Source organism: Microbacterium sp. GXF0217 (assembly GCF_054798195.1).
In genome coordinates, this window is record NZ_JBSJZG010000007.1 from 154,704 (window position 1) to 167,220 (window position 12,517).

Here is a 12,517-nt window from a genome sequence, read left to right on the forward strand (position 1 = left end):
TTACCTCCGGGTGGTGGGGATCTTCGCGATCGAGCGGATGCCGATCACGAGCAGGACGATCAGAAGCAGGTTGCGCACGGTGAGCAGCAGCACAGGGACGAACTCGACACGCAGCAGCGCGTCGTAGGTGAGCGGGTAGATCAGGCACGTGAGACCGCACAGCACGAGGACGATCGTCGCCGGCATGCGCGCCCTCGTCCTGTCGTACACGAACCACAGCACGATCGGGGCGATGAGCCAGGTCTGGAACTGCGGCGATCCGACCTTGTTCGTCACGATCAGCGCGGTCACGAGCGACAGCGCCACCGGCGGGAACAGCCGAGCGAACGCCGCCCCGCGCACGGCCTTCACCGCGGCGAGCGCGGCGATCGCGGCGACCGTCAGCAGCATGATCGGCGTCAGGACGTCGGAGACGAACGGCACCCCTGCGCCTTCGACCTGGAAGGTCAGGATCTCGAAGCTGTAGCCCACGGATGCCGCGCCGGTGCGCGCTGCCCACAGATACGGCGTCGCAGCGACCGCCTCGACCTGCAGGCCGCGCCCGGCCTGCTGACCGAGGAAGGCGAACAGATGCTGATCGGCACCGAGCAGGAACAGCACGACGATGACGCCGGCGGTCACGACAGCAGCGGTGACGAGGATCCGCAGTCGTGTGCGGGCGGCGATCACCGCGGCGAGCACCAGCGCGCCCGGCCAGATCTTGATCCACGCGCCGATCGTGAGCAGAGCCGTTCCGACCGCCGGATGCCGCAGCAGCAGCACACCACCGACGACGGCGAGCGGCACCGTGACGGCATCGATCCGGTACAGCGCGATCGGGCCGAGAAGCAGCAGCGCCGCGATCCAGAACCAGGCGGCGGCGCGGCGGGGCGCTGACGGGCGCCGGCCGATGAGGAACGCGAAGGCCACGGCATCCAGAACCGTCGCGAGGACGACCCAGGCGATCAGATACGCGCCAGAAGCACCGAGCCAGGCGACGAGCGGCAGCGAGAGCACCTTCGCGACGAGCATCGGCAGCAGCGCCAGCTGCGGATACACCCACGGCTGCGAGATGCCCACGATGGCACCGCCGGTGAGCGCGGACGTCGACCACGGTTCATAGACGAGCACCACGTCGCCCATCGGCTGACTCGGGTACACCCAGCCGAGCCACGCCGTGAGCGCGTGCACGAGCAGGAACGCGGCCCACAGGGGCCCGGTGCGACGCGTCACGACAGCAGATCCGCGATCGCCTGCGGCAGCGCCTCTGCGACATCCAGCGCGACGATCGGGCGTCCTGGCATGCCGTGGGTCATCCCTGCGGCGAGCCGGGCCGCGTGCGCGTGCAGCCAGGCACCGGACGCTGCCGCCTCCGCGAGGGGGGCTGCGGGGTTCGACGCCAGCATCGTTCCGAGGATGCCGGCCAGCACGTCCCCGCTGCCGGCGGTGGCGAGCCATCCCGGTGCCTCAGGCAGGACGATCACCGCACCGTCCGATGAGGCGATGACCGTCCGCGCCCCCTTGAGGAGCACGGTGCCGCCGATCGCGGCCGCTGTCTCGGAGGCGTCCGCGATGCGATCGGCGCTGCCGGGCGGCAGCCGCAGGCGCTCGCGCAGGCTGGCGAACTCCCCGGCATGGGGAGTGACGAGCACCGGCGCGGCTGCTCCGACGACGAGATCCAGAGCCCCGGCATCCACGACGACGGGGCTCTGTCCGGACAGGATGGTCCGGAGCGCATCGGTTTCGGCATCCGTGCGTGTCGCGGCGTCCGTCCCCGATCCGATCACCCAGGCATCCGCCCGTGTGCGCCCGATGTCGCCGGTTGCCACGGTCTCCGGGCGGCGTGCCAGCACTGCAGTCCCGGCCGACCCCGTGTAGCGGACGTACCCGGCGCCCGCACGCCACGCGGCTTCGACGCTGAGCACGGCCGCCCCTGGATACTCGGCGGATCCGGTGCGCACGGCGACGACCCCGCGCGAGTACTTGTCGTCACGCGGTCCTGGCACGCGCAGGAACCCTGCGGTATCGCTCCGCCCCCACTCGCGCACCTCGACCATGACTCCACGCTACCGGGATCGCCCCTGACGCGTCGGAACGCCGGTACCGTCGAAGGGTGAGCCTGCTCTTCTCTCCCCTGCGTCTGCGTTCCGTCACGTTCCCGAACCGGCTGTGGGTGTCGCCGATGTGCATGTACAGCGCCGTCGACGGCGTCGTGCAGGACTGGCATCGCACGCACCTGACCCAGTTCGCCTCCGGCGGTGCCGGACTCATCGTCGCGGAGGCGACCGCCGTGGTCCCCGAAGGCCGCATCAGCCCGCGCGATGCGGGGATCTGGACCGACGAGCAGCGGGATGCCTGGGCGCCCATCGTCGCCGGCATCCACGAGCGCGGCGCGCTGGCCGGCATCCAGCTCGCGCATGCCGGCCGCAAGGCCTCGACCTGGTGGCCGTGGGCGCCCGAGCGCGGTTCCGTGCCGGCCCCCGAGGGCGGCTGGGTGACATCGGCACCGTCTGCGCTGGCGTTCCAGGGCTTCGATCAGCCGCAGGCGCTGGATGCCGCGGACATCGACGCGCTCGTCGACGCCTTCGCCGCCGCCGCGCGCCGGGCGCTGGATGCCGGATTCGACGTGCTCGAGCTGCACGGTGCGCACGGATATCTGATCCACCAGTTCCTGTCTCCCCTGTCGAACCAGCGGGACGACGAGTACGGCGGATCGCTCGAGAACCGGGCGCGCCTTCTGCTCCGCGTCGTGGATGCCGTCCGCGCGGTCGCGGGCGACGGGGTGCCGCTCTTCGTCCGGATCTCGGCGACCGACCATGCCGATGGCGGCTTCACCCCGGACGAGGCGACGATCGTGTCGAACTGGGCGCGCGCGCACGGCGCGGATCTCATCGACGTCTCCAGCGGCGGACTCGTCGCGCATCAGCGCATCGAGGTCTTCCCGGGGTATCAGGTGAGCCTGGCCGGCACCGTGCGTCGCGGCGGCCGGATCCCGACCTCCGCGGTCGGGCTGATCACGGCCGCGGAACAGGCCGAGCGCGTCCTGGAAGACGGTGAGGCCGACGCGATCTTCGCCGGGCGCGAATGGCTGCGCGATCCGCACTTCGGCCTGCGCGCGGCGCATGAACTCGGCGTCGACGTGCCGTGGCCGCCGCAGTACGCACGCGCGCAGTGGCGGTGAGTCGCCTCACCGCCACTGCGCGGTGACTCACTCTCCGCGGTGGACCACTCGCCTGGTCGCATCCTGCACTTCGCCGACGAGCTCCTCGAGGATGTCCTCCAGGAAGAGCACGGCGGTCGTCGCGCCCTCGGCGTCCCTGACCTTCGCCAGGTGACGGCCGGCGCGCCGCATGACGGCCAATGCGTCCTCCAGGTCGGTGTCCTCCTGAACCGGCACCATGTGGTGGATGCGCTTGGACGGGATGGGCTCAGCCACCTTCGCCTCGGCATCCGGACCCTCCGAGGCGCGGAGGATGTCCTTGAGGTGCACGTAGCCGATCGGCGTCTGTTCGTCGTCCACGATCACGTAGCGCGAGAAGCCGTAGCGGGCGACGGCGCGTTCGATGTCGTCCGGCGTCGTCGACTGCGGCAGCGTGACCAGCTCCGCGAGCGGAACGGCGACGTCGCGCGCTTTCTTGTCCGTGAACTCCACAGCCGCGGCCACCGTGCCCGCGGTGTCGGTCAGCAGACCTTCACGACGTGACTGGTTGACGATCGTCGCGACCTCGTCGATCGTGAACGTCGACGCCGCCTCGTTCTTCGGCTCGACGCCGAACATGCGCAGCACGCCGTTCGCGGCCGCGTTGAGCACCCAGATGACCGGATGGAACACCTTCGACACCCACACCAGCGGGGTCGCGAGGAGCAGCACAGCGCGGTCAGGGACCGAGAATGCCAGGTTCTTCGGGACCATCTCGCCGAACACCACGTGCAGGAACGACACCAGCACCAGCGCGATCACGAAGGCGGTGACGTCGACGACGGCATCCGACCACCCGATCGCGTGCAGCGGAACGGCGAACAGATGGTGGATCGCCGGCTCTGAGACGTTCAGGATCAGCAGCGAGCAGATCGTGATGCCGAGCTGAGACGTCGCGAGCATCAGTGTCGCATGCTCCATCGCGTACAGCGCCGTCTTGGCGGCACGCGAGCCCTGTTCGGCCCTGGGCTCGATCTGCGAGCGTCGTGCCGAGATGACGGCGAACTCGGCGCCGACGAAGAATGCGTTGCCCGCCAGAAGCACGACGAGCCAGACAAGTCCTGCCCAATCGTTCATCGGGCCACCTCCTCGGTCGCGGCATCGACAGGCGTCGGCGTGTAACGCAGACGATCGACACGGCGACCGTCCATGCGCACCACCTCCAGCACACCGCTGTCGAGGGTGACCTCGTCTCCGGCTGCGGGGACGCGCTCGAGCACACTCATGACGTACCCGGCGACGGTGTCGTAGACCTCGCCCTCCGGGACGTGGACGCCGGTGCGGCTCTGCAGCTCGTCCGGGCGGAGCTCGCCAGGGAACGTGATGGAACCACGCCCCTGGACGATGCCGGCACGGGTGCGGTCGTGCTCGTCGGAGACTTCTCCGACGATCTCCTCCACGAGATCCTCGAGCGTGACGACTCCGGCGGTTCCGCCGTACTCGTCGACGACGACGGCGAGCTGGTATCCCCTGGCGCGCAACTCGGAGATGAGATTGTCGAGATGGACCGTTTCCGGCACGCGCAGCGGTTCTGTCGCGAGTGCACCGACCGGGACCTCCGCGCGACGCTCGCGCGGAACCGACACGGCCGCCTTGAGATGCACGACGCCCGTGATGTCATCGAGATCGTCGTCGTACACCGGGAACCGGCTGTGGCCGGTCCGGCGGGCCAATTGGATCACGTCGTCGGCGGAGTCCCCGGCGGCGAGTGCATGCATGCTCGGCCGCGCCGTCATGACGTCACCGGCCGTCAGCCGGGCGAACGTGAGACTGCGATCGAGAAGCGAGGCGGTATCGGCCTCGAGCACGCCGGCCATCGCGGAGCGGCGGACCAGCGAGGACAGCTCCTCAGCGCTGCGCGCGCCGGAGAGCTCTTCCTTGGGCTCGACACCCATGCTGCGCAGCACCGCGTTCGCGCTGCCGTTGAGCAGGCTGATGACGGGCTTGAACACCGCGGTGAACGCGACCTGGAAGGGCACGACGACCTTGGCGGTCTGCCGTGGCAGGGCGAGCGCGAAGTTCTTCGGCACGAGCTCGCCGAGGATCATCGACAGCACCGTGGCGACGAGCATCCCGACGACGGTCGAGATCGGCGCGACCACGGCTTCAGCGAGTCCCCAGGAGATGAGGACGGGGCCGAGCAGCCGCGAGATCGCCGGCTCCATCGTGTAACCGGTCAGCAGCGTCGTGAGCGTGATGCCGAGCTGCGCTGACGAGAGATGCGTCGAGGTGTGCTTGAGGGCGCCGATCGTCATCGCGAGACGCGACTCTCCGCGCGCCTGGCGCGCTTCGAGATCCGCACGATCGAGATTGACGAGCGCGAACTCGCTCGCCACGAACAGGCCGGTGCCGACTGTCAGAAGAAGCCCCACGCCCAGCAGGATGTAGTCCATCAACTGTCACCTTCCTCAGTGCGGAAGGACGGGCGGTGGGGCGAGGGACTGCAACTGGGAGGGTCATCCATAGTGCGACGATTCTACAGGTGTTCCCGGTGATCGCGCCGAGAGCTCACCAGCTCACCGGCAGCGCCTTGCCCTCTTCGTAGCCGGCAGCGGACTGCAGCCCGACCAGAGCGCGGTCGTGGAACTCCGGCACGCTCGCCGCGCCCGCGTAGGTGAACGACGATCGGACGCCCGAAGTGATCATGTCGAGCAGGTCCTCGACGCCAGGGCGCAGCGGGTCCAGGTAGATCTTCGACGACGAGATCCCCTCGGCGAACAGCTCCTTGCGCGCGCGTTCGTAGGCGTCGAGCCGCCCGAACCGCGCCTGGACGGCCTTGGTGGAGGCCATCCCCCAGGACTCCTTGTAGATGTGCCCCTGCGTATCGGTCTGCAGCTGCCCAGGCGCCTCGATCGTGCCGGCGAACCAGGAGCCGATCATGACGGATGCCGCGCCGGCCGCGAGCGCGAGCGCGACATCGCGCGGGTAGCGCACGCCGCCGTCGGCCCAGACGTGCGCCCCGGCCGCGCGAGCGGCCTCGGCCGTCTCGAGCACGGCGGAGAACTGGGGCCGGCCGACCGCGGTCATCATGCGCGTGGTGCACATCGCCCCGGGTCCGACGCCGACCTTGAGGATCGACGCACCGGCTTCGACGAGGTCATGGACGCCGTCGGCCGTGACGATGTTGCCCGCCACGATCGGGATGCCGAGATCGAGCGCGGCCACAGCGGACAGCGCCTGCAGCATGCCCTCCTGATGACCATGCGCGGTATCGACGACGAGCACATCGACGCCGGCCGCGGCGAGTGCCTTCGCCTTGCCTGCCACATCGCCGTTGATCCCGACGGCAGCGGCGACCGCGAGCCGCCCGTGCGCGTCGAGGGCCGGACGGTAGAGCGTCGCACGCAGGGCGCTGCGCGCGCTGAGGGTTCCCACCAGATGACCGTGATCGACGATGCTCACGGTCTCGACCCCGGCCTCGGTGATCAGGTCGAACGCCTGTCTGGCGTCGGTGACGTCCTCGGCATCCAGTGCCGGAGTGCCGGCGTGCACGAGGTCGCCGAGCTGCGCATCGGGCAGGGCCGTGGCCAGGCGCGTGGCCGGAAGGATGCCGCGGATCGTGGCGACATCGATGCGCCCCTCGCCGTCGGCGACGACGATCCCGTGTCCCGCAGTGGCCGGCAGCAGCCGAAGCGCATCGGCTACCGACGCGCCGGGCGGCAGGACCAGCGGAGTGTCCCACGCGACCGGCTGCGCCTTGACGTCCCTGATCGCGGCATCCAGATCCTGCAGGGGCATGTCCTGCGGCAGCACTCCGAGTCCGCCCCGCCGCGCCAGGACAGCTGCCAGCCGCGGGCCGGTGACGGAGTTCATGTTCGATGCCACGAGCGGGAGCGTCGCCGGCGTTCCGTCGTGGGGTGCGAGATCCACCTGGAGGCGGCTCGTGATGCCTGAGCGACGCGGCACCAGGAACACATCGGAGTAGGTGAGGTCGACTGTGGGTTGCGCGCCGATGAAGTCCATATCCCCACGGTAGCTTTCCGCGCGGCCGAGGGGTGTGCCGTGTCGCCTATTCGGGGGACAAAACACGTTAGGCTTGTTTCTCGAGAATGCATGGGGGCAGGGGACCTCCTGACGCCGTGCATGGCACAGTGCTTCAGCGATGAAAGAGGGCGATCGAGCGTGTCGAGCCAAGGGACCGGCGTCGGATCAGGCGACGGGGGGTTCGGAGCCAATTCCTGGCTCGTCGACGAGCTCTACGAGCAGTTCACAGCGGACCGCAACTCCGTCGACAAGGAGTGGTGGCCGATCCTGGAGAACTATCAGCCGGATGCCGCGGCCAAAGCCGCGCCCGCTGACACGTCGTCCGCTCACCCGGTGACCGCGCCGATCCCGGTGATCGGCTCGCAGCCGGTCGCCCGGACGACGGCCAAGCCCGCTGCCCCCGCTCCCATCCCGGCTCAGGCTCCCAAGCCCGAGTCGAAGGCCGCGGATGCACCGCCGGCCGAGGAGGACAGGGTCACGCCGCTGCGCGGCATGACCAAGACTCTCGCGGCGAACATGGACCAGTCGCTGACCGTGCCCACCGCGACCAGCGTGCGCACGATCCCTGCCAAGCTGATGATCGACAACCGCATCGTCATCAACAACCACATGTCCCGCACGCGCGGCGGCAAGATCAGTTTCACGCACCTCATCGGCTGGGCCCTCATCCAGACGCTGAAGGAGTTCCCGAGCCAGAACGTCTTCTACGCGGAGATCGATGACAAGCCCTCCGTCGTCGCACCGGCGCACGTGAGCCTCGGCATCGCGATCGACCTGCCCAAGCCCGACGGCACCCGCGCCCTGATGGTCCCGAGCATCAAGCGCGCCGACACCCTGACCTTCAGTGAGTACCTGTCGGCGTACGAGGATCTCGTCACGCGCGCCCGCGGCAACAAGCTCACCGCCGCGGACTTCCAGGGCACCACCGTGTCGCTCACCAACCCCGGCGGAATCGGCACCGTGCACTCCGTGCCGCGCCTGATGAAGGGCCAGGGCTGCATCATCGGCGCCGGCGCCCTCGAGTACCCCGCCGAGTTCCAGGGCGCGAGCGCGAAGACGCTCAACGAGCTGGCGATCGGCAAGACGATCACACTGACGAGCACGTACGACCACCGCGTCATCCAGGGCGCAGGCTCCGGCGAGTTCCTCAAGAAGGTCCACGAGCTGCTTCTCGGCCAGCGCGGCTTCTACGACGACATCTTCGCGGCCCTCCGCATCCCGTACGCTCCGATCCGCTGGAACCCGGATCTCGCCGTCGACCTCGCCGAACGCGTGGACAAGCAGTCGCGCGTGATCGAGCTGATCAACTCGTACCGCGTGCGCGGCCACCTGATGGCCGACATCGATCCCCTCGAGTACGTGCAGCGCTCGCACCCCGACCTCGAGATCGAGAGCCACGGCCTCACGTTCTGGGACCTCGACCGCGAGTTCGTCACCGGCGGCTTCGGCGGCAAGCGCGTGATGAAGCTCCGCGACATCCTCGGCGTGCTGCGCGACTCGTACTGCCGCACGCTCGGCATCGAGTACATGCACATCCAGGACCCGGAGCAGCGGCGCTGGTTCCAGGAGAAGGTTGAGGTCAAGTACCAGAAGCCAGGCCACGACGAGCAGCTCAGGGTGCTGCGCAAGCTCAACGAGGCCGAAGCGTTCGAGACGTTCCTGCAGACGAAGTTCGTCGGACAGAAGCGCTTCTCGCTGGAGGGCGGCGAATCGCTCGTCCCGTTGCTCGACGAGATCCTCCAGGGTGCGGCGTCCGCCGGCCTCGACGGCGCCGCGATCGGCATGGCCCACCGCGGCCGCCTGAACGTGCTCACCAACATCGCAGGAAAGACCTACGGCCAGGTCTTCCAGGAGTTCGAGGGCATCCAGACGCCGGGGAACCAGCGCGGATCCGGCGATGTGAAGTACCACCTCGGCACCGAGGGCACCTTCATCGCCGACGACGGCGCCGAACTGCCTGTGTACCTCGCGGCGAATCCGTCGCACCTGGAGACCGTCGACGGCGTTCTCGAGGGCATCGTGCGCGCCAAGCAGGACCGCAAGCCGATCGGCACGTTCTCGTGGCTGCCGATCCTCGTCCACGGCGATGCGGCCTTCGCCGGTCAGGGCGTCGTCGTCGAGACGCTGCAGATGTCGCAGCTGCGCGGCTACCGCACCGGCGGCACCGTGCACGTGGTCGTCAACAACCAGGTCGGCTTCACGACGACGCCGACGGACGCGCGCACCTCGGTGTACGCGACGGATGTTGCCAAGACCATCCAGGCGCCGATCTTCCACGTGAACGGCGACGACCCCGAGTCCGTCATCCACGTGGCGCAGCTCGCCTTCGAATACCGCGAGCGATTCCACCGCGATGTCGTCATCGACCTCGTCTGCTACCGCCGTCGCGGGCACAACGAGGGCGACGACCCGTCGATGACGCAGCCGCTGATGACCGACCTCATCCAGGCGAAGCGCTCGGTGCGCAAGCTCTACACCGAGTCGCTCGTCGGTCGCGGCGACATCACCGAAGAGGAGTACGAGCAGGCGAAGGACGACTTCCAGCGCCGTCTCGAGGTCGCCTTCGCCGAGACGCATGCGGCCGAGACCGGCGCCACCCCCATCGCTCCGGTGCTCGCGCACGTCGAGGAGACCGTCGGCGCACCGGAGGTGACCGGTGTCTCCGCCGAGGTCATCCACTTGATCGGCGATGCGTTCAACAACAAGCCGGCCGGTTTCACCGTGCACCCGAAGATCCAGCAGCTGCTGGACAAGCGTGCCGACATGAGCCGCAACGGCGGCATCGACTGGGGCTTCGGCGAGCTGCTCGCGTTCGGCTCGCTGCTCGTCGAGGGAACGCCGGTGCGTCTGGCCGGGCAGGACTCGAGGCGCGGTACGTTCGTGCAGCGTCACGCGACCCTCCACGACCGCGCGAACGGTCAGGAGTGGCTCCCGCTGGCCAACCTGTCCGACGGACAGGGCCGATTCTTCGTCTACGACTCGCTGCTCAGCGAGTACGCGGCACTCGGGTTCGAGTACGGCTACTCCGTCGAGGCGCCGGAGGCGCTCGTGCTCTGGGAGGCGCAGTTCGGCGATTTCGTGAACGGCGCCCAGTCGGTCATCGACGAGTACATCTCGGCCGCCGAGCAGAAGTGGGGTCAGCAGTCCAGCGTCACGCTGCTGCTGCCGCACGGCTACGAGGGTCAGGGCCCCGACCATTCCTCCGCTCGCATCGAGCGCTTCCTGCAGCTGTGCGCTCAGGAGAACATGATCGTGGCACGCCCGTCGACGCCGGCATCCTATTTCCACCTGCTGCGTCGCCAGGCCTACGCGCGTCCGCGCAAGCCCCTGATCGTGTTCACGCCGAAGGCGATGCTGCGCCTGCGCGGCGCGACGAGCCCCGTCGAGGACTTCACGCAGGGCCGCTTCGAGCCGGTCGTCGACGACGGACGCGCTCTCGACAGGGCCGCCGTCAAGCGCGTTCTCGTGCACTCCGGCAAGATCCACTGGGATCTGCGCGCCGAGCTCGACAAGAACCCGAACCCCGAGGTCGCGCTCGTTCGGCTGGAGCAGCTCTACCCGACTCCGATCGACGAGCTCAAGGCGATCACGGACTCGTACCCGAACGCCGAACTGGTCTGGGTGCAGGACGAGCCGGAGAACCAGGGCGCCTGGCCGTTCCTCGCGCTCGCCTTCGCTGATGTCCCCGGTGACCGTCAGTTCCGCCCGCTTTCGCGAGCGGCCTCGGCCTCTCCGGCGACCGGGTCTTCGAAGGTCCACGCGCTCGAGCAGGCCGACCTGCTCAAGCGGGCGCTCACGCTCTGACGCCGCATACGACGAAGCCCACCCGATCCGGGTGGGCTTCGTCGTTTCGGCGGTGAGCAGTCGCCATCTTCCGTTCCGATCGCGCTTCGACAGGCGTCCCGCGCCCGAGCCGCGCTCAGGTCTCACTTCGCGCCGGTATCGCCGCGCCCTGAACGACGCCGACTGCGACCGGAACAGCGAGCACAGGCCTGGGGCCGCGGGGACGAGGGCCTGCGGTTCAGTACCAGATCGCCAGCTGCGGCGCGTCGACCGAACGGAACGCATCGTCCAGGGATGCCGAGATCGCCGCCGCGGCGTCCAGGCGACCGGCCGCGCGCAGCTGTGCGGCGCCGACTCCCCCGGCGCACAGCGCCGACAGCGCAGCGATGTCGAGCGTCGCATCGGCCGGAGTGCCGTCCGCCACGCCCGTGACCGTCGACTGCCCGTCGGCTGCGACCGTCAGACGCCAGGATCCATCGGCGAAGCCCAGCGTGTCGTGGACGCGCAGGACGACGTCCAGCGGTGCGCGATAACTGCGTCCGCCGAGGACGGCGGGGACGTCGAGAATGCGCAGCCAGCCATGATCGTGCACCGTGAGCTCCACGGCGCGCTGATCGGCGACCAGCCACGTGATCGGATCGTCGATCGGGCGCAGCCCCGCGGTGACGGTGGTGACGAGATCGTGCTGCACGGCGAAGCGCCACAGCGCGATGAGCGCGTCGGAGGTCACGGTGGACAGGTGCTGGATCTCGAGCCGGAACCGGAAGGAGCCGGGGACCTCGACGAGCTTGTACGCCATGACGCCCCTGACCACCCCCGCGGCATCCCGGTAGCGGACGCCACGGATCGCCGTGGCGTCCGTGTGCCCGGCGGACAGACCGGCTGCCCTGGCCCAGCGCCCCGGCCATCCGGCGATCTGCCCCGAGCGCAGGGTCCTCGCGACTTCGTGCAGTGTGCCGAGGGTGTCCTTGAGGACCGGACGATCGATGTACTCGACCTGCCCGGCGACGTCGGGTCCTGCCCACCCCGCTCGCCGCGTGTCGATCGTGACGCGCGCGACGGGGATGGCCGGGGCGAAGCCGTACCGGCTGTAGATGGTCGCCTCAGACGCCGTGAGGCCAGCGATCGGCGCACCCGCGGATGCCGCGGCGCGCAGCTCGCCCTCCAGGAGCGCTCGCGCGATGCCACGGCGGCGGTGCGTGCCGGAGACGGTGACCGAGCTGATCGCCCACATGTCCAGCTCGCCGCCGGGGAGCGTCAGGGGCGTCACCCACGAATTGACCGTCGCGATCGGCCACGTCCCGACGGCGGCATCGGCCTCGAACACGCCGATGTTGCGACGGTCGACGAGCCCAGTGCGCTGGTCGGCGACCTGCTCATCGGTCGGATCGGAATCGAGGAAGCCACGGGCGTCAGCCCGCAGGAATGCCTCGGTATCGGCATCCGACGCCGTGTCGATCAGGCGATACGTGAGGCTCTGAGCCGCCAGCACATCGGCGGACGCGGGGTCGACGGGGATGGTGCGTGCGTCAATCATGGCACCAGCCTATGGGCACCATCCGACCTGCGGCT

8 protein-coding genes are annotated in these 12,517 nt (G+C 69.3%); 2 read left to right on the plus strand and 6 right to left on the minus strand.

Translation table 11 applies throughout. From position 1 onward, the window contains the following. Positions 1 to 1,212, minus strand: coding sequence for a hypothetical protein (locus tag ACWAT3_RS14835; RefSeq protein ID WP_460799636.1), 1,212 nt, complete (start codon positions 1,210 to 1,212; stop codon positions 1 to 3). Beyond that, positions 1,209 to 2,036 carry an NAD(P)H-hydrate dehydratase gene (locus ACWAT3_RS14840; RefSeq protein WP_460799637.1) on the minus strand — a complete coding sequence of 276 codons (828 nt, stop codon included), beginning with the start codon at positions 2,034 to 2,036 and terminating at the stop codon, positions 1,209 to 1,211. The genes ACWAT3_RS14835 and ACWAT3_RS14840 overlap by 4 nt, the downstream gene beginning before the upstream one ends. Before the next feature lie 56 nt (positions 2,037 to 2,092). Here ACWAT3_RS14840 and ACWAT3_RS14845 point away from each other — a divergent pair, with 56 nt between their 5' ends. Next, a complete protein-coding gene (locus tag ACWAT3_RS14845) occupies positions 2,093 to 3,160 on the plus strand; it encodes an NADH:flavin oxidoreductase/NADH oxidase (protein ID WP_460799639.1) in 1,068 nt (355 codons plus the stop codon). A gap of 27 nt (positions 3,161 to 3,187) precedes the next feature. Here ACWAT3_RS14845 and ACWAT3_RS14850 read toward each other — a convergent pair whose 3' ends face one another. From ACWAT3_RS14850 to guaB1, 3 genes are all read right to left on the minus strand, one after another. Then, positions 3,188 to 4,255: a hemolysin family protein gene (locus ACWAT3_RS14850; RefSeq protein ID WP_460799641.1), complete on the minus strand. Its 1,068-nt coding sequence runs from the start codon at positions 4,253 to 4,255 to the stop codon at positions 3,188 to 3,190. After that, positions 4,252 to 5,571, minus strand: a complete 1,320-nt coding sequence (locus tag ACWAT3_RS14855; RefSeq protein ID WP_460799642.1) for a hemolysin family protein — start codon at positions 5,569 to 5,571, stop codon at positions 4,252 to 4,254. The genes ACWAT3_RS14850 and ACWAT3_RS14855 overlap by 4 nt, the downstream gene beginning before the upstream one ends. Positions 5,572 to 5,686: 115 nt before the next feature. Further along, positions 5,687 to 7,141, minus strand: coding sequence for a GMP reductase (guaB1, locus tag ACWAT3_RS14860; protein WP_460799644.1), 1,455 nt, complete (start codon positions 7,139 to 7,141; stop codon positions 5,687 to 5,689). Between the two features lie 159 nt (positions 7,142 to 7,300). Here guaB1 and ACWAT3_RS14865 point away from each other — a divergent pair, with 159 nt between their 5' ends. Next, positions 7,301 to 10,966, plus strand: a complete 3,666-nt coding sequence (locus tag ACWAT3_RS14865; RefSeq protein WP_460799646.1) for a multifunctional oxoglutarate decarboxylase/oxoglutarate dehydrogenase thiamine pyrophosphate-binding subunit/dihydrolipoyllysine-residue succinyltransferase subunit — start codon at positions 7,301 to 7,303, stop codon at positions 10,964 to 10,966. Between the two features lie 217 nt (positions 10,967 to 11,183). On the opposite strand, the gene ACWAT3_RS14870 is transcribed toward ACWAT3_RS14865, so the two are convergent. After that, on the minus strand, positions 11,184 to 12,482 hold the full coding sequence (locus ACWAT3_RS14870) for a GNAT family N-acetyltransferase (RefSeq protein ID WP_460799647.1): 1,299 nt from the start codon (positions 12,480 to 12,482) through the stop codon (positions 11,184 to 11,186). Positions 12,483 to 12,517: the final 35 nt, after the last annotated feature.

Bases quoted from the DNA above. Each gene is read 5' to 3' on its own strand.
- ACWAT3_RS14840 (WP_460799637.1), bottom strand. From the start codon at position 2,036: ATGGTCGAGGTGCGCGAGTGGGGGCGGAGCGATACCGCAGGGTTCCTG.
- ACWAT3_RS14850 (WP_460799641.1), bottom strand. From the start codon at position 4,255: ATGAACGATTGGGCAGGACTTGTCTGGCTCGTCGTGCTTCTGGCGGGC.
- ACWAT3_RS14855 (WP_460799642.1), bottom strand. From the start codon at position 5,571: ATGGACTACATCCTGCTGGGCGTGGGGCTTCTTCTGACAGTCGGCACC.
- guaB1 (WP_460799644.1), bottom strand. From the start codon at position 7,141: ATGGACTTCATCGGCGCGCAACCCACAGTCGACCTCACCTACTCCGAT.
- ACWAT3_RS14870 (WP_460799647.1), bottom strand. From the start codon at position 12,482: ATGATTGACGCACGCACCATCCCCGTCGACCCCGCGTCCGCCGATGTG.